A 21,676-nucleotide genomic window follows, 5' to 3' on the forward strand; every position below is an offset into this window, starting at 1 on the left:
AATCTCTTGTATAGTTGTTTCACCCATATCCTCAGCTCACCCTTCTCTTCTCAGCTTTTCTCTTAGCTATAGACACACAACACACACCCTGTTAGTTTAATTAGTGAAAGTAGCCGACTGCATTCTCAATGCCGGCGGCCTCATTGTAATTTTGGTACTGCTAATTATTTACTTCAATAGCCCCCAATCAACATATCACGTTGATTGGGACCCATTATTTAATATAGTGACAGTAAGATTTGGTGGATTTCACTATCGTCATGTAATAGGATGAAAGGACCGTCCTCGGTAGTGAACTCTTTCATATCGGCTGCCTTTCCATCAATCGATAACGTTGTTTGTCCACTGGACTTTTGTAATAAATTTGTGACAGTAATGTGGTACTCAGATTTTCCGAAACGGTAGATTACGGCAAACCCCGGCCATTCTCTTGGCATACTTGGGCAGATGAACAACCGTTCTCCTCTACGTCGCAGACCGAGAATCCATTCAATGCCGGCTTGGTACATCCAACCTGACGCACCTGTATACCAAGTCCATCCAGCACGACCTTTATGAGGCTCCTCTGTATACACGTCAGCAGACATGACATAAGGCTCACCCACATATTTTCGAACTTCAGATGACGTTTTCGTATGCATGATAGGGTTCAACATGTGGAATAGTTCAAAAGCTTTGTCTCCTTCACCAAGCCCACACCAAGCAATGATGCTCCAGATTACACCGTGTGTGTATTGACCTCCGTTCTCACGGATCCCCGGAGGATAACCCTGAATGTAACCTGGACTTGGATCCGTTTGATCAAACGGTGGATACAGAATATGCGCTACCGACAAGCTGCGATCTACAAGCTCACGATCAAAAGAACGCATAGCCTGCAACGCTTTGTCTGCCTGCGACAAACCTGAAATGACGGACCATGATTGTGCGATTGCATCAATTCGACACTCCGCATTATGGATGGAACCAAGCCATTCTCCAGAATCGGTGAATGCTCGTCGGAACCATTGGCCGTCCCACCCTTTTTCGTTAAGTGAATCTGCCAGTTTGTCCTGTATCCGCCTGTAATTTTCTGCCCGCTCGTGCTCACTGCGTTGTTCACATAAATTAGCCATTCCATGCAAAACAAGTCCCAAGAACCAGCCGAGCCACACGCTTTCGCCTCGTCCTTCAGCGCCAACACGACTCATCCCGTCGTTCCAGTCTCCTATTCCGATCAGCGGCAGCCCATGCTCACCAAACCGTAAACCTCGGTCGAGTGCACGAAAGCAGTGATCTAAGATCGTACCGCTTTGCTCGGACAACACGGTCGGCTCATAGCGTTCATGTTCCTTTTCACTTAATGGCTCGCTTCGAAGATACGGAACGGTTTCGTTCAATATGCTCTCATCTTCGGTATGTTCCATGTACCTGACCACAGCATATGGTAGCCACAACAAATCATCAGAAAAGCGAGTACGGATACCGCGGTGCGTTTCCTCATGCCACCAATGTTGAACATCGCCTTCTTCATACTGGTGGCTGGCATGAAGTAAAATTTGCGCCCGTGTGAGGTCAGGACGACTATGGAGCAACGCTAGTGAATCCTGCAGTTGATCCCGGAAACCGTAAGCCCCACCCGCTTGATAAAATGCAGAACGCGCCCACATCCTGCATGAAAGTGTCTGGTATAGCAACCAGTTATTCAACATGATATCCATCTCAGGACAAGGTGTAGAGACCCTAATCGTGCCCATTGCATCATCCCAAAACTTTATCACATCCTCGTATGCCTGATCGCAAACAAGAGTTTGACGATACTTCTGTGTAAGCTCCGCCGCGGTTTCACGAGAATCCTCACAGCCTAGTAGGATGTAGACAATTTGTTCAGAATTAGGCTTAATTACGAATTTGGTTTGAATAGCTCCACAGCCCTCGTATGTTGGCCCTGTTGTGCCTGACAAGTGAAGTCGGTTCATGACAGCAGGATGATCAATACTGCCGTTCCGGCCAATAAACTCCAAGCGATCCGATGTCCATGTCATGTCCATATTTGTACTAGCAGCTTCCTGATGGTTTCCCTTCTCCCACTCTGCCGATGCTTCCATTTGCGGATGAATCGTTAAAAACGCGGTTGCGTCGCGGAAATTCTCTTGATACGTATTTCGTGCCATCAGTACTTCATTCTCTGAATCCCATTCCGAGACGATGAAAGAAGCATTCCCTTCACGGTGCACACCAAGTACCCATTCAGCATAATAAGTGACCGATATTTTCCGCTGTTCGGACGTTGTGTTTTGCAATCGCAATTTGATCACTTTAACGGGATCGTCCAGTGGAACGAAAACGGTCATTTCTTGCAGAAGACCATGACTTTCATGATGATAACGCGTATACCCACGACCATATATGACCTTATAGCTGGACGTTAGCTGCTCGCGGGCTGGTGTCAACGACCAATATTCCATGCTTTCCTCGTCTCGTAAGTAGCATACTTCCCCTTGTTGGTCGATGGAGGGATCGTTTGACCATGGCGTCAATTTACATTCGCGGCTGTTGCGCCACCATGTATACCCTGTGTACAGTTCCGATGTTATACATCCGAATTTCGGGTTAGCCATGACGTTAATCCATGGTGAAGGCAGGTAATTACCGTTTTTAAGAACGATATGGTACTCGCGGCCATCTGCCGTAAAACCTCCCCAACCGTTGAAGAAGAGAAGATCATTCGTTTCAACAGCCTTTGCAGGAGCAAAGCGGTTTGGTGGTGCCGTTATCAGAATCGTCTCATCCGAAGTGTAGCTCGGAACAGATGCTTTTAATTGCGCCTTTAGACTTGGACCGTCAGCTCGCAGCACAATACGGGATACTGCATACAACAATGACTTGTCGCCATCTGCTAATTGAGTGACGGGCAATACATGAACGCCCCCTTGCCCTGATCCTTGTCCGCTAATGATTTGTTCGACCATGCGCCGAAGGGCTTCCTGCAAATCCTGCTGATATCCCTCGACAGATTCATTCAAAATCACAAGATCGATGAACAGCCTGTTATGACGCAAGTACTCAAATCCAATGATTAGCTTGTTAATAAATGATAGATTTACTGCATCTGAAACCCGTATTATGACTATGGGCAAGTCACCTGATATCCCGTAAGCCCACAATCCCTGCTGTCCCTTTTGGTTAACAGCAATACTACTCTCTCGCTCTGGGCGTAATGGTGCCGCGTACAACGTACAACCCGCAAGCAATTGAAAAACAGCTAGATCCGCAATAGATATATGTAAATGCTGAACTTCAATTTGACTCCTCGTCCAAGCAAGCTGAAAAGATCGTTCGATTTGTTGTTTCTGAGACAACTGCTGCACAATATCTATTGCTTGTTCCTTCGACTCTGTTACGCCAGTTAGAGCTGTCAATTCAACTTGTTCACCAGCCTGTAGCGTTAATCGCCGTCGCATGATAAATGCAGGATCAGCCACCGACCCAACCGTGCTGCCAAGTCGGGTTGCGATTCCATTAGGTCTTGATAACGTATATCCCCTACCAATAAACCGTGCACGATCGGTTTCAAATTCTACCGGCCCAAGTGGCCTGCCGCCAGTCGTTAACGTGTGGAACGCCCACACGGATTTTTCTCCACCATCTCGAGGACGTTTACGTGCAAGCAGGCACTCTGCATCAGCTTCAAATTGTGTTTCAATAAATAGCTTAGTAAAAGCTGGATGCGCTTTATCCGCATTATGAGGCGCTAATGCGATTTCGAGAAACGTCGTCACCTCAAGAGTCCGAGCTTCACTCCCCTTATTGACAATCGTTAAACGACGAACTTCTGCGTTCGAATCAGGCGATACACAGATTTCAAGTGTCGTGTGCACATCCCCATCTTCACATAAGAACGTAGATCGATCTTGTGCGAACTGCGCCAGTTGCTTATTTGACGGCAAGCGACATGGTTGATAAGTCGGAGACCACACTTTATCCGATATGACATCCCGAATATACATATAACTTCCCCAGTTGTCCGTCACTGGGTCTTCCCGCCAGCGGGTTACATCCATGCCTTCAAACCGTATGAACCCGCTGCCGCTATTAGAGATCATCGTGGTAAGTGTCCCGTTCGAATGTATATTTAATTCCGGTACTGCCGTATTGGCAGAGTCATATTCCCGCAGAGGAGCTATATGAGCCGGTTTCGGTTTTTCGATTCGTGACTGACCGGATAATTCACGATTTATTATCGTATTCCGTGGTGGAATCCGCTCTTGTAACAAGAGTTCCGCAGCCTGCACCCGTTTATCGCGATGAAAATGATCATACATTTTACTCGGCAGCAATACATTGGCAAGCGTCAGTAAACTCATTCCTTGGTGATGTGCCATAAAACTTCGAATGATCTTGTAAGTATCACCTTCAGGCATACGTCCAGGGGTAAAATCAATGGCCTCATAATAGCCATATTGTCCGCGCGCGCCTAGTTCCTCCATTCGTTGCAAATCGTTCAAGCCTTTACTCAGGGCAAAAGGAAGTGCCATGACTGTCGCATACGGCGCCAGAACCAAATCTTGCTCAAGACCGCGTTTGAAACCTAGGCCTGGGACACCGAAAGCCCGGTATTGGTAATTCATTTGATAATCAAACGCGTAATAACCGGATTCCGAGATACCGAAAGGGACACCCCGTTCATGCGCATATTCGATTTGTCGGTTCACGACACCTCGATACGTACTTTCCCAGATCGTGTTCCGATAAGTGCGCATAATCAGCCCTGGCATCAAGTATTCAAACATTGTACCGGACCATGAAACCAGAGAAGTCTGATTCCCTTGCCTTTTAACCGTTCGGCCGAGCGCATTCCAATGGGATACAGATATTTGCCCTAGTGCTATCGCAACAAAGCTTGTCTGTCTGGCCTCGGAAGCTAAGAGGTCATAGAGAATGTTATCCCGCTGGTTCGAAGACGCATGGTAACCCAGTACGAAAAGTTTGGCCTTATAATCATAAAGCGGTCTGAAGTCGGTCTCCATGATCAATGCCTCGAGACGATTGATCAGCTTGTTGCCGATCTCTAGCCAATCACTATAGGCTTTTTGGGGTGATGAGTTCCTATCTTGCTTCACTTCGTTAAACACATGAGGATCTTCTTGTCCAATGTATGTCATTTCTTCAGGATTTGTTTGATCGAGCTCAACGGAAAACTCAACTTGTAAGCCCGAATTACCAGAAATAATTGACGGAAATGGATTTTTGCTTCGTGTGAAATCAATCTTTAGCCAATGAGCTAATCCTTGCTTAACTGTCATCAAACTAGCCACGAAATTTCCCGAATCTACTGTTGAAACATAGGCCGGCGGCAGTACATCAAGGGAAATGGTATCGTACCAGTTATATAGATGCCCGTTCCATTTGTCTAACTTTTCGACGGTGCCCACAGTCCGTTCTAAACGCTCCACAAGCTCGGGAGTATCAATAAATCCGAAATCCCGAGCAGCTAAGGCAGCTGTCAACAAGAAACCAATATTGGTTGGAGACGTGCGATGCGCAACCCCATTTGGAGGATCCATTTGCACATTATCCGGAGGCAGAAAGTGATCCATCGGCCCCGCATAATCCTCATAAAATGCCCAAATTTGTTTAGCCAGCACACGCATTTGGTCCTCTTCCACTGGGGTGAACTGCAACTCGTTATGTGCTATTGGCTGGTCCAGCCAGCGTACAGCGAAAGGAGCTAAAGCCCAAATCAAACAGAGCGTGAAACCCATCCAGCTTAGTGCAGTCTTCTGCTGCAGCGCTACAACTATCACAAAGAGAATAATTAATCCATATCCGCCACGTGATCCTAGAAGTAACGCCTGCGGTTTCCCTTTATTATTTCGTTCAATTTGAGAAGAACTTGTCCATTCAAGCATACGACGTTTGCTAATCAACAGTCTGTATAGAGTCTTACAGATCGCATCGAGAAGAACTGCACTTTGAAATGGTAAGGTAATCATATTCATTAGCACGTGTAAAACCGTAGACAACACCCTCCGTGGATGCCAAATGACGGTCTTCATGTGAACAAGATGTCGGATAATCGGTAATAGCATGGTTGCAAGAATGAAAGAAAACCAACCTACCGAGGATCCAGGCAGTACACTTAAACCAAGTGCCAAGAGTACGAGATAAGCAATTGGAAGTAAGCTACGGCGCAAGTTATCAATCACTTGCCAACGTGTAATAGTGGACAGATCTACGGGTCTTAATGTTCCGCGACGGTCGCAAACACGAGGGAAAAGCCAACAGAGCATCTGCCAATCTCCTCGGACCCACCTGTGCAAGCGCTGTTGATAGGCTAGAAACTTTGACGGGTGGTTATCGATCAGTTCAACATCCGATAACAGAGCTGCCCGCAGAAAGCCTCCTTCAAGCAAATCGTGGCTAAGTACTGTATTTTCAGGAATACGTTCACATAACAGCTCTGCAAATATATCCACATCAAAAATACCTTTCCCCGTAAAAATCCCCTGCTCCATTGCATCCTGGTAAGGATCTGAAGCGGCAAAGGCATACGGGTCCAACCCTGGCTCCGAACAAATGTAAGCAAGTCTTGATTGCATGGCCGACTCATAACTTGTTCCAATCCGAGGCTGCAGTACTCCGTATCCTTCAATGACCCTAGTTCGCGCTTGATTTAAGCGTGGTCTGTTGTAAGGAAGATGCAGCGTACCAATCATCCTCTGTGCGCTTCCCATCGGAAGCTGTGTATCCGAGTCCAAGGTTATTATGTAGCGAATTGACGGTAGATCTTTCGTATCACCTATCAGAGAGTCGAAACTCGTCACCTTACTCCCTTTCAGCAACTCGACGAATTCCACTAATTTCCCGCGTTTTCGTTCCCATCCCATGAATACTTCCTCAGCAGGGTTCCACTTTCTGCGGCGCTGGAAATAATGAAAGGTTGCTCCTTCTGGGATTGCGTACATCCGGTTGAGTGTCGCAATTTTTTCTTTGGTAAAAGTAACAAGCGCTTCGTCTTTGTGAAGTGTTTCCTCCGCTGCATCAGTAAAATCACCCAAAAGAGCGTAATGTATGTTTGGATCGCGGTTGGCTAAATAATGAATTTCCAGACGATCAACAAGCTCCTCTACTTCCTCTGTCGACGACCATATGGCAGGAATGACGACCATCGTAGTTGCAGTGGAAGGTACGCCGTTCGAAAAATCATAACGCAGCAAAGGCCGAGGGCGTATCATTCGCTCAATGCCAAAGTGGAGCCAAGTAATGACCCATTCGCTTACAGGAAGGGAAAGCATAAGTAAAACAACTACCCACCCTACCGGTGTAAAGCCTTGAGTTCCGCCAATCCAAGTACCAAAGGCAATAAGTGCAAGCATGAACAGTCCGATTAACAGAGATAAATAGGTACCAGTTGATCTTTTTGCAATACCTGTTCCACGTACTGGTCTAGTCTTGCTGCATAATCGCAAGGCATGCTCTAACTTCTTGATTCCAGCTGGTTCAAATAAAAAATAAGCAACAAACGTCGATCGTGGTAAGTCATTCTCCTGCCCTTTTTTTTCACTCCACCGTTCATGCTCTTCCTTCGAAAGAGCTACTGCATGTCTTGCGATCAAATTTTCGGGTATGCGCATACGGTGTGCTAATCTTTCAACTCGATTAAGGATTTCGTTCCTGCTATAAGAATCAAGAAGCGAATAGTCACCCGTACTATCTTGACGAAACGTTTGATCTAACAAGCTAATGCGTTCAAATAAGCTATTCCAATCCATACGCTCATTTTTTCGCAAGCTGCTGATTAAATTACCTGCCTTAACCTGAAAGGAGGATTGAAGCTGATGCTCGTACGATACAATGCGGTCCAGATCAATAGAACTATTCTCTAATTTGCAAACTAACCATTCCCGCACTGTCGCTGAATCCTCTGCCCACTCCCGCAAGTGACTAATCAAATGGACGATCCATGGACCTGATAGTGGTACTTGTTGCTTTACTTCTTCTAAGACTGCGTTAATCGTCTCTGGATTTAACTTGGTAGTTTCTATTCTTGAAAGTAACTGTTCAACTTCTACGCAAACCTCCCGACGTTCCCGGACAAGTGCCATCGTTTCAGATAGCCTCCCTATCAAAGACATCCTTAGTATGAGTGAGATGGAACAGGTTTCAGCAAGTTTCAACGCCGATACTTCTTGATATGCGTTCATATAGGATACAAGGGTTTCCTCATCCAATATACCGTCAACTTGCTCCAAATAATCCTCACAGAGACTCTGGATTCGTAACATACCCTTCTTTTGAAAAGAAGGTAAGTAATCAAAAGAGCGGTTGGTAAAATTAGCTTTTACTTCTATTGCTTGTTCCTCAATAAATTCAGCATTATCAAGCAGCCATTCTTCCGCTGGTAAGGCACAACTTGCGGGACTGTTTTGCAACGATATAACAAAATCCCTTAAACTCTCTATGTTTTTCTCAAATTGATTCCATATGTATTTGGGATGGATTCGCACTAACGTTGGCGTATGCTGTAAGGCAAGTTCTCGCGCTCTTTGACAAATTTTATCCGTATTATTTACCATTGGCCCCTCCGGAGATCAGTTTATACAATTTCTTGTCTTACTGTCGTCCGGTATAAAGAGAATTCCGGGACAATGAAATTATCCCCAGTTTTGTATAATATCATTAGTAAAATTTATGTTTGCATGATTGTAAACCTTTTTAAGTCATTTCAATTGCTAATTAACGCACCCTATCGGTACTGATGATAGCCAGCTGACTGCACTGTGAATATTATCGAATTCACGATAAAGCAATTCAGTTGAATCTTTCTTTTCAATAGATTGTCCTACGTCGATATTAGGAACTGTTTTCTCTGGAAAGACGATAGCTATAATTTCTATGCCAGCGTCTAATAATCTAGGAAACCATTCGTCAGACAACCATTGTATCTCCTTTGCTATAAACAGACTATGGCTTTCATCGAATAATGCTTTTTTCGCCTTTTTTATCGCTGCAAGTTCAACTAATTTATTAAGGGGGAGGCGAAAATCTTCCTCATGAGCTAAATAACTCCAGCGAATCACTACAGATTCAATCACATCATCCCAAAAAATATGAGCTTTATCAGAAAAGTAATAATGTAACATGATTAATCTCTCCTCTCACCTGCTGATCGAATAACAGTTACTATCGCGATAGTAGTATTAGCTTTTCAGAATCAATTTATTATTTTAACTGGTGCTTGCTGAAGTACGTTATTCATATTATTAAAACACTCCTTCATGATTTTTACGAAAATAAAGAAGCCGCACGTATATGCAAGCCTCATCTTTAATACTTAGGGTTATCAAACGTCCAGTTGCAGACGCGAGCTCCGCAATAGCTAGAAGCTGGATTGTTTCGATCTCCTGTTCAGCACGCCATGCCACAGGCTCCAATCCGCAAAGACGGATAGTGGCATCCGCAAGTCCCTTCATACGGTGCATCAGAATGGCCTTAAAATTGTCCACGGCAATCATTTCTACGCCCTCGAGTTGCTGTTCCGAATCGAATAGCCAACGTCCTTTCGCATGAAGATCGCAGCCATAAAGGGACTGATCCAACCGTTAGTAAGACCAGAGTCTCCGTCTTTACAATTATAATTAAGCATGATATGTTACCATTATAGGTTCGTTTGTTGAAACATAGTTTCATACAATGAAACATTGGAGGAGTGATGGAATGGATACAAAGGATCATGTTAAAGCCCAATTTGGAGCTAACGCTTCTAAATATGTCGTTAGCCCACGTCATGCATCCGGCCAAGATTTGAAAACATTAGTCGAGTGGGCTCAACCGGAGAATGCCGCGCAGGCGCTCGATATCGCAACCGGAGGCGGACATTGCGCCTTGGCGTTGGCCTCCTTTGTCGGTGAAGTGACCACGCTGGACATTACTACCGAGATGTTGCAAGAAGCGGAAGCTTTCCTTACCAAGAAGGGCTGCCCGAATATCAGGTACGTTGTTGGGGACGCGGAGAATCTTCCTTTTGCCAAAGAACAATTCGATATGGTCAGCTGCCGCATTGCTGCCCATCACTTCCCTGACCCCGACCGATTCGTAGAGGAAGCATGGCGCGTATTGAAGTACGGCGGAAGCTTTATTCTAATGGACAACATCTCTCCAGAAGCGGATCGGATCGACACCCTCTATAATGATATTGAACAACGGCGAGACCCCAGCCACTTCCGCGCTTGGAAAAAAACGGAGTGGATTCGTCGCATCGAGCTGAACGGCTTCCGGGTGGAACAGCTGATGCAGACAGGAAAGCCGTTCGAATTCGCTACTTGGTGTGCTAGAATGAATGTCCCCGAGCAGGTCCAGCAAGAATTGGAGACGGATATGCTGAACTGGCCAGAAGCGGATCGGAAGCAGCTTAAGGTCCACAGCGAGAACGGCAAACTGCTCAGTTTCGAGGGAAGCTACATGATGTTGAAAGCGCGGAAGGCATAGCTTGGGGCTGCGTAGCAGCAAACATATGTACTTGGCACGACGGTCAATAATCGCAGTCGATCACCATGCCACATGTGCCTTCCGATTCCAACGATTATCCTCATAATTGGGTATTAACCGCATTTAATGATCCACACTATTGTTGAGCAGAAATGGTCATGGAAACTCAGGAAATCAAATTGATAATGGGAGAAGTCCATCCATTTTTTGCTCGTAATTGCTTCTATGTGAATTATTCATTTTATTTCTCTCCTTAACGTTTATCGAATTACTAGCCCTTACAAAACCTCGTCATTCAAAATTAAATTACATAACTCCCACTGTCCCTGTTATGACATATTATCAATCATTTTGTGATTTCTTTAACGATATACCCATTCAGATATTCACATTAATAATGAATATAAATCGTTTTATTAGGGCCTATTTAGTTCATCTTCTCTGATTAGAATAGCCCCTCCTATAGCGACAGCCGTATCCACGACCCTGAATGACGAGAAAAGATGCATCTTAGAAAGTATTGGCTGTCGCCCATACGTTCTAAGATGCATCCAATTCATTATCAATCGTCTAGCTTATGATTTTGCAATAATATAAGAGGCTACCTCAGCCAACCGTGAAGCATAACCCCATTCGTTGTCGTACCAAGTAGCGACAGACAATAGTTCACCTTGTACTTGGGTTAAAGGCAAGTCAATAATCGAAGAATGGGGATCAGCTACGATACGGGACGAGGCCCATTCCCCTTCCAAAACGTCAAGAACGCCCTTTAATTCGCCTTCTCTCGCAGCTTCTCGAAACATATCGTTAATCTCTTGAACGGTGCATCGTTTTTCCGTTATCAAATTAAGTTCTGCGATGCTCCCGGTACGGGTCGGAATCCGGTAGGCTTTGCCTGTGATTTGCAGGTCATTCCAAATGAATTTCAGAGCTTTGGCTGCACCTGAGGATGACGGAATGATGTTCTCGGCAGCTGCCCATGAATCCCGGCGGTCCTTCATCGGCTGATCCGTCAACGATTGCGTGTTCGTATACGAGTGTACCGTGGAGAATAATCCGTATCGAATGCCATAGTTTTCTCTGACCAATTTGACTACCGGTGCAAGCGCATTTGTCGTGCAACTCGCCATGCTAATGATTTTGTGCTTTTCCGGATCGAAGCTTTCTAAGTTAATCCCTTTAAGAAGTACTGCGTCGCAATCTTCTAAGGTTTTGCTCGGGCCGCTGACAAGCACCCTTTTTGCCCCTCGCTCCAAGTGTAGTTCAGCTACTGATCGCGTAACGGCTCGTCCGGTACAATCAATGACCAATTCAACGCCTAACTCACCCCAATTCGGCAATTCAGCACCCGAATTCAAATAACGAATCTCCCGGTCGCCGATTACAATTGCGCCTTCTTGAGCAGATACTTGCTCCTGCCAACGCTTGTAATTTGTATCCACTTCAAAAAGTGCTGCAAGTGTAGCTTCGTCTTTAATATCCGAGATGGAAAAGGGGACAAACAAATTTTGTTGCAACGCCGCCCGAAGGAGCTGTCTTCCGATACGTCCAAATCCAAAAAGCGCAATTTTACCCATAATAGCCTCCATAAATATTTGATTAGTTATTATCCTTACTACTCATTAAGCCGTTGTATCTGATTAATCCATTGCAAAAATGATTGAACATAACGCTGCAAATATTTGCGAGTCGTATCCTCCGTGAGCTTATGAGTATTTGAATCAATCTTGTCCGTGACTTGAGAAATATACATTTTTTGAGCCGGCAACACATAGGACTGGGTGGCATCCAACGTTTGCCTAATTTGCTGCTGCGAAAGAATCGTCCCTTTCGCGCCAGGGGTTGCGCCTATCACACCTGCAGGCTTATGAATTAAGACGGCTGTTTTGGTAGGTGTCGATGCCCAATCCAGTGCATTTTTCAGTACTCCCGGTATACCTGAGTTGTACTCCGGGCTAACTACGAGAATGCCATCCGTCTTTTGTATCGCCTCGCGATAATGCTTAACTGGATCTGGCCCTTCTCCATGATCCAAATCCGCGTTATAGAGGGGAAGATTAGCAATCGATATGTATTCATATTCCGCGGAATCTACAAGTTCAGGAATCGAATTCGCAATCATTTGATTAAAAGAGTTTTCCCTCAAACTTCCTACAATAATTCCTATTCTTATTGACATCAGCCAACCTCCAGAATTCATTCTCATATAATCATACAATACTTTCCATATTATATGTGGGATAACTTTAGTTTAGGTGCCATGGCTATTAACCTAGCTGGTTGCCAACAGGCAAAAATACCTTAATATTGATATTCTTAATTTTAAGATAAATGACAAAAGTTATTGATAATTAGCTGCTTTTTTATCAATAAGCTTTCTAGGCGTAACATCGTTACCTAATTCATCAATAACAGACACGTTCAGAAGTGTTGTAAACAGTTGCCCGCGTAAAATCTGTAAATACTGCGTCCGAAGCGCTGCTTGTTCCGCTTTCTCAGTATCAGATAGACCTGATCTGCGCTCTATTCTGCTCAGTTCATTAATACGGTTCAAAATTGGAATCATTCCCATTACCTCCTTGAGTCGCCTTGATAATATCTTAAAATTAATAATCTTAATTTTAAGATAAATGATTTTAAGATAACTGTCAATAGCTTGTTTTTAATTAATTTGAGTTCCCGTTTAGTGATCAAGAAACATATGCGCTTTGAAATAAAAAAACTATCTACGGGGATCTAAAAGCAACTATGTTTGTGTCGCCAGACATACAGCACAGCAACGAATAGTTGCTCCCAGTACTATTCTACGTACATACAGAGATCTCGAGGACCCCAGATGTGGATCGATATTAAAATTTCGATAAACCAATTTTGTATCCATACTGGTGGGATTTTCCTTATTTTTAGTAACATGGTATTAAAACTGTCCTTTTGAATCGTTCAAACACGCCCAAATAGTTAAAGTCAAGCATCCAATTATTACAATTCCACATAGGTTGATGTATAAAAATTTGGAGGAGATTGCCCAATGAGTTACAATCAACCACACCAACAACATCAAAGTCAACCACACCAACAACACCCTCACCAAATACATCACCATCACCATTTCCATCATGTGATTATTCATCCTCATCCTCATCCTCACCCTCATCCTCATCCCCATCACCATCACCCAATGCCATATCATGGAATGCATCATGGCCAATGGCATGGTCAGCAGGGCGGATGGCAAGGAATGCCTCATCACGGTCACCATCAAGGCGGTAATTGGCAAGGAAGACGCGAAGATAACCAATAAGATTGAACGGAGTCGTACGAATTTGTCGTACGGCTATTTTTTACTTTGTTATACTTGTCCAATCAAAGATGATTAGTTATTACCCACCCGTGTTCTTTCTGCAAATTATTTACCACAACGTGGTAAATATTCTAGTCACTTACTTATAATACGTGGGTAGAAGTCCTATAAATTGTTAAAATATCGATTATGAAAATAAAAAAAAGCGTAGATCCACAAGTGATCTACTGCCTTCCAATCATAACCGAACTATCATTCTCCCGTTAGTTTTACTTTAGAAAAGACAGCCGTACCATTGAACTGCACCCCAATTGTTAGACACCATCTAACCATTGGGGTGCAGTTCATCTTATGCCAGCTGCCTTCATTTGTTAATTGAACTATCGTTATCCGATAGCTGAACAGACTGCCGAGCGATAGACTCCAAATTCTTAATAACCATAAAGTCATAAAATACATTTTCTATGCAAATTGAGTCAACCTTGTAAAGCGAAGTATTTACTAAAAGGTAGGAGCAGGTGGTTCGTCTATTTTCATACGGAGTAAACTATAAGGCTTCTGCCGCAGGTCATTTCCATAATGAAATCTTGCCTGCCGATGTAATTGGTTCACGATGAAATATAAGTATTGATCTGGACCAATAGAAAAAGTATCCGGCCATAAAATTCTCGGATCATGTGCGATGGTTTCCATTATTCCATTCGGCAATATCTTTCGAATACTATTGTTTTCATAGTCTCCAGCGTAAACGTTTCCTTTTGCATCGGTGATCATTCCATCTGAAGCACCTTTTTCTCCCCAATATTTCACGTGATACTGTAAATTCATATCTGGTATCGTTCGGTCTCTTAGGGCTTCCGTTGAAATCGAGTACAGATGACGACTGGAGAGAGGACAAAAATACAACATCTTGCCGTCCGGGGAAATCGCTATACCATCGGATGCCAATCTAAAGGGTGAAGTAGATCCGTCTTGGTTTCGATTCATCAGGATTTTACCTTCAACTTTCGGTAAGAGATAGAGATCGGGCGAAGTTGAATTTGCCCCATTTAACCGTCTCCAGGCATAACCGGTTTCTAAATCAACGACAATAATGGCTCCTGGTCCTCGGGAAGACGAATCCGTTATATAAGCATAACCTGCTTTACCAACACGAAAGTCAACTCGGACATCATTCAGATACGTGGTTGGCAGGACAACATCTTCCGTAAATGTATATACCCTTTTTATAGTATTTGAATTTAAATCAACAGCGACTAACTTCGCCCCCCCTTTGATGGGTTCTGAGAAATTAGGAGCTCCTGTATCCAATACCCAAAGCGTACCATTTCCATCAGCAACGACACTTTGGACACTAATGAGGGACGTTGTGATATTCGATGGGCTTACCACATTAGCGTCTAAACTAGGATAAGGCTGTAATGTATCGTGTACGATTTCAGCCACCGTAAATTTAACGTCGTCTCCCCATTTCGGAAAGCAAATGAAAATACGCCCGGTTTCAGAAACAGCAACGCCTGTAGGCATGGCTCCGTAAAATAAAAAAACCGCCTCAAACTTACCGAAATACTTTTCACTCGGTAACATCACTTGTATAAATTCCTCCTCAACAGGTTCCAACTGCTATCACCTATTTATATGACTGAATGTGGCTCAATTGCCTGGATAATAAAATAATTTTACGGGAACCCCGCAAGTTCATATCTATGACGGACAACGAGTAAACGGTGTTGTATTTTTTGACTAAGTATCACCGCCCACGAAAGTATGAATAAAAAGAAGTACACTTGCATAGGCTCCTTCCTTGTACAAGCTATGGCCATGGACATCGAACGAAATTTATTGCTGCTAGTCTGGTTTGTGTGTATAACCACCATCTATTTTCACCTGTTATTCACTACTGTACTGACGATAGTTGAGGTGCTGCTCGTACAATATACCGATCTGATTCGGTATGTCGGTTCAGGCGCGTTTTTTTATTTTAGCCGAAGACTTTAGAGAATAAAATGTTCCTCGTGTCAAGAATCCAACAATACAATAAGGGCAGACACGCTCCGCACTTATTTTGGCTTAGTCACAAACACACTTGAACAAGTTCCTCCGTTAGTTTTGCTTCTGATTATCATCGCCACGCACTCTGTGGATCTCTGCTCTCACGTCTACTCTTCTTTATAGGTATTTTTATGTTGCCTATCTTTGCAGATAACGTCTGATTTGTGATTTTAAAAATACTCAATCCCCGCGGTATTTCTGTAGGAGATTTTGAAGAAAAGGGCTCCGACCCATTCCGTTAGAAAGACCGACCTCCACCCCATTAGATAGATGTGACGAAGGAATGAGAGGGCTATTGACCCGCCCCGACATGGGAGTGAAAATCGCTACGGGCAACGTGGAGAATACGTGCAGCATTTGGAATGAATTGGGTAATTCAACTACACCTCTGTTCCCGCACGCCTATTTAACGAAACGCCATAATACATATCACTATCTTTTCTTTCATCATCGATATTTAGTGGATGAAATCCTGCGAATAGACGAGCTTGCGTGAGTAAATTAAATCATTCTGAGGGAGTTTCATGAATCGCTTCACACGAGGGGGCTTTTACAAATCCTTTGAATTCTGGTATACATAAACAACGTATTTTTCTCCCAGTTGTACAAGAAGCAATTCAGATTGCATTTGACCTTGAATCGTAAATATCTTTGTCCCAACTTGGAGTTTAGTTGCCATGTAATCTTCAAAAATATTTCCATCTTTGTACTCTTTTCTTACCTCTCCTAACTCATGATTTATTTTCAAATCCATTTGTTTGTATTGCTCCTGCTCTTCGACACGTTTATAAAAACGCGCACCATAGACACATAGAATGTCTGCGTCTTTGTTCTGTTTAAATATCTTCTCTGATGTGGAGGTTCTCTCCATTTGACTAATCTTATTTGCCCCTTCAATTTTTGGGTCTTTAATGCAACCAATTATTATTAATAGCAAAATGCATGTGACGATAACAACAGGTCCCGCCACGATAAATATTATTTTTTTCACTGATTCGCCCCCTACATTATTATCTGACGTACTTGCCATGTATTTGTTTCGTTCATATTTTGCCCCTTACTATAATAAACAAAAGAGGAGCTGCCGCGAAGACAAGCCCCTTAACTATCGTTATCCGTTAGCTTAAAAGTTTGATGTGATAAAATAATTTTTAATCTGACCTATTGGCATATCCATGAGCACTCCTGTAATTTTTCCTTTCCTCAGTAAAATCCCACCATTGCTTGTCGCAGCCCTGATTATTGGTATAAAATACAATAAATCTAAATTGATCCTCTACACATGGATCTATTCTCTCCATATATAATTCTTCTAATTTTTCAAATAATCTTGCACCATCTTTTTCCTTTAACTCATCCAATTCATAGTAACCCAACTTAATTAAATCTTTTGCAAATGCTGGTCCAATTGAAGGCACACTTTGAAATTCGGATAATGCCTTTAATTCTTTGGCTCTTAATTCTGATACATTCAAAATTATACATAGCTCATTCAATGATATTTTATGAATATCACTTAAAAGTATTTTATTTTTTCTTAGATCTTGCCGTTCTTGAATGGTTAATTCTAACTTTGGAGTTTTATTTAATCTCATTTTTTTGAGGCCTCTCTGTAAACTCTTTATACCGAAGAATCGTACTTTTACCCAAGCTAATCATATTGGAATCTCCCTCTTTCTTGGAATAATAATCCATTTCTACAATACCGAATATACGTTCGTTTGTGAAGGTGTAATATTTAACTACGCTACCTGTTATGTGAGAAAAGGCAACCAATCCACCTGGTTGGCTGCTTTTCCATTTTGTTATTGAACCCTCGTTAGCCGTTAGCTTAATGAACATCCATTTAGTTGACGTTTCGTAAGAGCTAAGATCACTTTATTTCATTAAATATCCATAACAGGAAGTTCTGTTTTTAAGGCTTTATCTATTTCTAAAATCTGCTCACTAATTGTTTCTCCGATAAAGAAACCTAAATTTCCGAAATTCGAGATTAATCTCTCTACGTATTGCTTACTCAGAAAAATCACCCTCAATTTTGTTTGATCAATCTAATTAGAAAAGTTAGCGATAAATTACTCAAAGTCAGGTTTTTAACATTCTAATTCTAGGTGAATGTTGCGTTAACCTACCCGTTACTTTAACGGAAAACGGCAACCGGTTAGTGCCGGCTGCCGCTGTGTCAATGTTCAACTAAAGTTCACCGTTAACTCCACAAAGGAGTATATCAGGGCGAAAAATGTTTCCAGTTCCCTTCGGAAACAACTTCGACTGCTCCGTCAATTACTTTGATGGCGGTCTGATCATCAATCGCATACGTCGGTCCTTGCATCCCTACGGCCCATCTCACTGCAGCAGCCATGGTGTTTCCAGGCAGCATCTCGTGGTCCAGATGCGGAAATATTGCAAAATCAACCAGACTCAGCGTTTCATCACCACCGGTGGGTGGAGTCCAGCCAACGAAGAATTCCCCAATGTTAGGTGCCATCACCATACTCCCGGCGCTCATTCCCACATAAACTGCCTGCAGCGATGGCAAGAGGTCTGCGAGTCCGGACTGCCGCATCCAGTGGCACAGGTAGAGGGCGTCCCCGCCCGCCACAAGCAGGACGTCCGTCTCCCGGACCAGCGGCACCCAGCCGTCTTTATTGATGCTTGGCAGCGCTGTGAGCTCCAGCACGCCGACGGACTTCCAACCCAAATCGACCATGGGATTCTCCGAATACCCGCTGATGAACTGCCAGGCTTTGACGCCGGGGCCGACCCAGGGGTGTCCGTACATCGCGGTGGGGATGCACAGGGCATTAGAGTCGGCGATCGGCTTGCCCAGCATGTCAACTAGCGCATTGTGAATGCTTTTGTTATTAATGCCTGCGGATGTGAGCAATAATTTCATAAATTCACTCCTTGTCGTTGTGTGGTTTATCGTTTATTCCTTTAGACTTTTCAAAGTAAGTTGGCTTCCCCCATTGCCTACGTGTTCGATAAAATGATTTAAGTATCCTGCCAGTTAGCGCGGAAACGGCAGCCAATCGGCTGCCGCGGGTATTTTTATTCAGCTATCGTTCATCGTTAGGTTAATCATTAAATTGCCGCAGCGACAGAGTTTCCAAGCGCTAAACTAATCTCGCTGCCTCCGCTCTCGGCAGAAAGCGGCTGCCAGATTGAAATAGAGACTGCCAGAGAGTTTATTTGGACACATCAGGCAATACAAGTACCACGTGCGATTTACCATATTATCCCGCTTTATAAGTTCCCGAATGCTCTAGGAACAAATGGATATTCACCTTCAATGCAGGTTTGACTTCTGGTGAACGGTAAAATTCACGCCATTGGCGAAGATCATATTTATACATTTCCTTCCCCAAATTCAGCAAGTCGGTGTTGGATTTTCGACCCAGTTGAAAGGTTTCCATGATTTCATTGCGTATCGTTTTGTCCACAGCCGCCCTCAGCTCTTCTTTGGAGTACTGACCATTCCCCATTTCCATACTGGCTTTTATTTTTAAGTCCAGAATATATTGAAGCTGTCCTTTCGTATAAGTCCACTTTACGCTCCGATGACTACTTCTCACCATAAACGTCGCTTGAAATTGCTGTCCATTTACCAGCAGCAGGACCTCATCTGAAGGTTTGTTCATCCAACGAATTCCTTCGACATCGGAAAGCAGAAAATTCTTTATATACTTTTTTTGATAAAAAGCATAGAGTCCATCGATATAGGCTACGGGCATCGGTTTTTCTTTTGTCTCCCAATTGTTATGTAACGATAGAGAGGGAATAAACGCCGTTTCCCCGGGCTCTCTATAGGCCTTAAGGAATTGTCTCACAGAAACTGGCCGAGTCCGTGCTACTTTGGCGGCAGCGGGTTTAGGATTGTGGATGACGGTCAGCTCAGGCGAGAGCCCAAGTAGAGCATCTGAACCAAACAATGGCGTGATGGGCTCTTCGGTCCCAAATAACCAGACAGTATAACGAAGCTCCCGATAACGGTATAACGCTTCTAGGATGTCCTCTACATCTTGCTCAAGTGCGCGGCTGGTTAAGACAAGAGCTGTCACCTGTCCTAAATATAACTGCTGCTGGGATGTCATTTGATTTAAATTTTGAAAAGCGACAAACGGGTTACTACCGGATGCTGTACCTATCCATGTGCTCTCTCCAGCATTTTTTCCCGTCCCACGCTTGGCAACGTTACTGAAATTAATAAGTTGGGAAGATACGAGATATTGTCCATCTTTATAATCAACGCCAATTGCAGCTACGAACACGGTATCTTGAAGCTCTCTTCGATCCCAACAACCGGTGAGGAGCAGGCTGCAGCTTAGAATCAATACAACGATACGTCCGAAGTTCAAGAAGCGTCATCTCCTTGACGGGTGGCATCTTTTGGTTGCAGAAAACCTGGTCTCTTTTTCATTTGAGATAGTGGTTTCCTCACTAAAGCAGGTATCAATTCCTTCCAAAGCGGTGGAGACATTGGAGTCAAGTAAGGAATGCCGAAGGATTCCAAGCCGGACATATAAAAGACAATGCAGATTACGGAAAGGATGAACCCAAATATGCCAAAAAAGCAGGACATGAGAAGGACATAAAATCTAAAAATGGTCGCAGTCCCATTTAAATTTTGGTTGATCAGCATAAAAGATGCAACGGTAGATATCGATACGACCACGATCATGATTGGCGAGGTAAGACCGGCTTTTACAGACATGTCACCAATGATCAGCCCGCCGACAACGGCAACCGTCTGACCGACCGATTTGGGCAAACGAACGCCTGCTTCCCGAAACACTTCAAAAATACTAACCACTAGAAACGCTTCGAGTGTGGACGGCATAGGAAGACCAGCCCTGTTTACTTTTGCTGAAGCCACCAGGGAGAAAGGGAGCTGGTCGATATTGAAGGCGGATAATGCGACCCAGAAGCCCGGCAATAGTGTACCTATAATAAATCCAAGTATTCTAAGGAGTCTTTCAAGGGTAACAAATTGAAAAGGTAAATAGAGATCCTCCGGTGTTTTGAGAATCTCGGTAAACGTGACTGGAGCAATAATGGCGTTAGGGGAGCCATCAGCTAAAAAAACAAACCGACCGACCATTAAGCTTTCAGTCACATAATCCGGACGCCCGATATAATCGATTAACGGAAATAAAGAAATCGGACTATCAGCAAGCATGACCTCCAATTGGCTGCTATTATGCAGCACATCCACATCAATTTTACAAAGACGTTCTTTGGCTTCTTCGATCAAATCAGAATTTGCAATATCATTTACATACAATAATGCCACCTTGGTTTGACTTCTTCTGCCGACAGTGAAATATTCAACACACAATGTGGCTGATTTAATTCTGCGTCGAACCAAGGCGACGTTGGTTGTCAAGTCTTCGGTAAAACCGTCACGCGGCCCTTTTACTGAGACCTCTGATGCGGATTCCTCAGGATTGCGTTTCGGAGCATTGGCGATTTCCAGAGAATAAAAGGTTTTTGATTTTTCTAAATATATAATTAAGGTTCCAGTAAAAACATCAGCTGTCAGCGTATCAATGTTGTCATTCCCATTCAGCTTTTTCAATCGTAAAGGACCGAAGCACTCGAGAGATTGTTCGTCCGGATGAAGCTCTATCATGCCCTCCAAATGAAGCAGGACATAATTATTGATTTGCTTGGAATCGGCTATGCCGATGCAGTAGATTAAAATCACGCTATGCGTTGAATGACGAAAATTCATTAATACGTTATCGATTTGAACATCTTGGCTGTTTTTGAACAGCCGCCTGATGGAGTGCTCCTCTAAAGAACCGATGGTGATCTTGTCTGACTGCAGCATAGTTGTACCACCTTTTTAAA

16 protein-coding genes are annotated in these 21,676 nt (G+C 43.6%); 4 read left to right on the forward strand and 12 right to left on the reverse strand.

Annotated elements, in window-relative coordinates:
• Positions 1–218: 218 nt before the first annotated feature.
• From ACSQ8O_RS33875 to ACSQ8O_RS33885, 3 genes are all read right to left on the reverse strand, one after another.
• Entirely contained in the window at positions 219–8,558 is an 8,340-nt protein-coding gene (locus tag ACSQ8O_RS33875; protein ID WP_436245284.1) for a GH36-type glycosyl hydrolase domain-containing protein, read from the reverse strand.
• 156 nt (positions 8,559–8,714) lie between these two features.
• Entirely contained in the window at positions 8,715–9,125 is a 411-nt protein-coding gene (locus ACSQ8O_RS33880; RefSeq protein ID WP_436245285.1) for a hypothetical protein, read from the reverse strand.
• 120 nt (positions 9,126–9,245) lie between these two features.
• Positions 9,246–9,581 carry a hypothetical protein gene (locus tag ACSQ8O_RS33885; RefSeq protein WP_436245286.1) on the reverse strand — a complete coding sequence of 112 codons (336 nt, stop codon included), beginning with the start codon at positions 9,579–9,581 and terminating at the stop codon, positions 9,246–9,248.
• Between the two features lie 118 nt (positions 9,582–9,699).
• Between ACSQ8O_RS33885 and ACSQ8O_RS33890 the strand changes: the two genes are divergently transcribed.
• On the forward strand, positions 9,700–10,470 hold the full coding sequence (locus ACSQ8O_RS33890; protein WP_436245287.1) for a class I SAM-dependent methyltransferase: 771 nt from the start codon (positions 9,700–9,702) through the stop codon (positions 10,468–10,470).
• Positions 10,471–11,045: 575 nt separating this feature from the next.
• Here the strand turns inward: ACSQ8O_RS33890 and ACSQ8O_RS33895 are convergent.
• From ACSQ8O_RS33895 to ACSQ8O_RS33905, 3 genes are all read right to left on the reverse strand, one after another.
• A complete protein-coding gene (locus tag ACSQ8O_RS33895; protein ID WP_436245288.1) occupies positions 11,046–12,047 on the reverse strand; it encodes a type I glyceraldehyde-3-phosphate dehydrogenase in 1,002 nt (333 codons plus the stop codon).
• 38 nt (positions 12,048–12,085) lie between these two features.
• Positions 12,086–12,649 (reverse strand): NADPH-dependent FMN reductase, encoded by a 564-nt coding sequence (locus ACSQ8O_RS33900; protein ID WP_436245289.1) that lies wholly within the window; start codon positions 12,647–12,649, stop codon positions 12,086–12,088.
• 162 nt (positions 12,650–12,811) lie between these two features.
• Positions 12,812–13,036 carry a DUF896 domain-containing protein gene (locus ACSQ8O_RS33905; RefSeq protein WP_436245290.1) on the reverse strand — a complete coding sequence of 75 codons (225 nt, stop codon included), beginning with the start codon at positions 13,034–13,036 and terminating at the stop codon, positions 12,812–12,814.
• A 462-nt stretch (positions 13,037–13,498) separates the two neighbouring features.
• On the opposite strand from ACSQ8O_RS33905, the gene ACSQ8O_RS33910 reads away from it, so the two are divergent.
• Complete coding sequence (locus ACSQ8O_RS33910) at positions 13,499–13,771, forward strand: hypothetical protein (protein WP_436245291.1); 273 nt, start codon at positions 13,499–13,501, stop codon at positions 13,769–13,771.
• A 501-nt stretch (positions 13,772–14,272) separates the two neighbouring features.
• Here the strand turns inward: ACSQ8O_RS33910 and ACSQ8O_RS33915 are convergent.
• Positions 14,273–15,367, reverse strand: coding sequence for an L-dopachrome tautomerase-related protein (locus ACSQ8O_RS33915; protein ID WP_436245424.1), 1,095 nt, complete (start codon positions 15,365–15,367; stop codon positions 14,273–14,275).
• 225 nt (positions 15,368–15,592) lie between these two features.
• Between ACSQ8O_RS33915 and ACSQ8O_RS33920 the strand changes: the two genes are divergently transcribed.
• A complete protein-coding gene (locus ACSQ8O_RS33920; RefSeq protein ID WP_436245292.1) occupies positions 15,593–15,769 on the forward strand; it encodes a hypothetical protein in 177 nt (58 codons plus the stop codon).
• A gap of 364 nt (positions 15,770–16,133) precedes the next feature.
• Positions 16,134–16,319 carry a hypothetical protein gene (locus ACSQ8O_RS33925; protein ID WP_436245293.1) on the forward strand — a complete coding sequence of 62 codons (186 nt, stop codon included), beginning with the start codon at positions 16,134–16,136 and terminating at the stop codon, positions 16,317–16,319.
• A 54-nt stretch (positions 16,320–16,373) separates the two neighbouring features.
• Here the strand turns inward: ACSQ8O_RS33925 and ACSQ8O_RS33930 are convergent, their stop codons facing one another.
• From ACSQ8O_RS33930 to ACSQ8O_RS33950, 5 genes are all read right to left on the reverse strand, one after another.
• Positions 16,374–16,853, reverse strand: a complete 480-nt coding sequence (locus ACSQ8O_RS33930; protein WP_436245294.1) for a hypothetical protein — start codon at positions 16,851–16,853, stop codon at positions 16,374–16,376.
• A 121-nt stretch (positions 16,854–16,974) separates the two neighbouring features.
• Positions 16,975–17,418: a helix-hairpin-helix domain-containing protein gene (locus ACSQ8O_RS33935; RefSeq protein ID WP_436245295.1), complete on the reverse strand. Its 444-nt coding sequence runs from the start codon at positions 17,416–17,418 to the stop codon at positions 16,975–16,977.
• 632 nt (positions 17,419–18,050) lie between these two features.
• Complete coding sequence (locus ACSQ8O_RS33940) at positions 18,051–18,719, reverse strand: Type 1 glutamine amidotransferase-like domain-containing protein (RefSeq protein WP_436245296.1); 669 nt, start codon at positions 18,717–18,719, stop codon at positions 18,051–18,053.
• A 340-nt stretch (positions 18,720–19,059) separates the two neighbouring features.
• On the reverse strand, positions 19,060–20,181 hold the full coding sequence (locus ACSQ8O_RS33945; protein ID WP_436245297.1) for a Ger(x)C family spore germination protein: 1,122 nt from the start codon (positions 20,179–20,181) through the stop codon (positions 19,060–19,062).
• Positions 20,178–21,656, reverse strand: coding sequence for a spore germination protein (locus tag ACSQ8O_RS33950; RefSeq protein WP_436245298.1), 1,479 nt, complete (start codon positions 21,654–21,656; stop codon positions 20,178–20,180). Before ACSQ8O_RS33950 ends, ACSQ8O_RS33945 begins: the two co-directional genes overlap by 4 nt.
• Positions 21,657–21,676: the final 20 nt, after the last annotated feature.

Origin of the sequence: Paenibacillus sp. LjRoot56, from assembly GCF_964253335.1 — a bacterium.
GTDB lineage: Bacteria > Bacillota > Bacilli > Paenibacillales > NBRC-103111 > Paenibacillus_E > Paenibacillus_E allorhizoplanae.

Excerpts from the sequence above, each read along its gene's own strand:
- ACSQ8O_RS33910 (WP_436245291.1), top strand. The coding sequence starts at position 13,499 with ATGAGTTACAATCAACCACACCAACAACATCAAAGTCAACCACACCAA.
- ACSQ8O_RS33950 (WP_436245298.1), bottom strand. The coding sequence starts at position 21,656 with ATGCTGCAGTCAGACAAGATCACCATCGGTTCTTTAGAGGAGCACTCC.
- ACSQ8O_RS33935 (WP_436245295.1), bottom strand. The coding sequence starts at position 17,418 with ATGAGATTAAATAAAACTCCAAAGTTAGAATTAACCATTCAAGAACGG.
- ACSQ8O_RS33895 (WP_436245288.1), bottom strand. The coding sequence starts at position 12,047 with ATGGGTAAAATTGCGCTTTTTGGATTTGGACGTATCGGAAGACAGCTC.
- ACSQ8O_RS33905 (WP_436245290.1), bottom strand. The coding sequence starts at position 13,036 with ATGATTCCAATTTTGAACCGTATTAATGAACTGAGCAGAATAGAGCGC.
- ACSQ8O_RS33900 (WP_436245289.1), bottom strand. The coding sequence starts at position 12,649 with ATGTCAATAAGAATAGGAATTATTGTAGGAAGTTTGAGGGAAAACTCT.
- ACSQ8O_RS33925 (WP_436245293.1), top strand. The coding sequence starts at position 16,134 with ATGGGAGTGAAAATCGCTACGGGCAACGTGGAGAATACGTGCAGCATT.
- ACSQ8O_RS33875 (WP_436245284.1), bottom strand. The coding sequence starts at position 8,558 with ATGGTAAATAATACGGATAAAATTTGTCAAAGAGCGCGAGAACTTGCC.
- ACSQ8O_RS33890 (WP_436245287.1), top strand. The coding sequence starts at position 9,700 with ATGGATACAAAGGATCATGTTAAAGCCCAATTTGGAGCTAACGCTTCT.
- ACSQ8O_RS33940 (WP_436245296.1), bottom strand. The coding sequence starts at position 18,719 with ATGAAATTATTGCTCACATCCGCAGGCATTAATAACAAAAGCATTCAC.
- ACSQ8O_RS33880 (WP_436245285.1), bottom strand. The coding sequence starts at position 9,125 with ATGTTACATTATTACTTTTCTGATAAAGCTCATATTTTTTGGGATGAT.
- ACSQ8O_RS33920 (WP_436245292.1), top strand. The coding sequence starts at position 15,593 with ATGGACATCGAACGAAATTTATTGCTGCTAGTCTGGTTTGTGTGTATA.
- ACSQ8O_RS33930 (WP_436245294.1), bottom strand. The coding sequence starts at position 16,853 with ATGGCAAGTACGTCAGATAATAATGTAGGGGGCGAATCAGTGAAAAAA.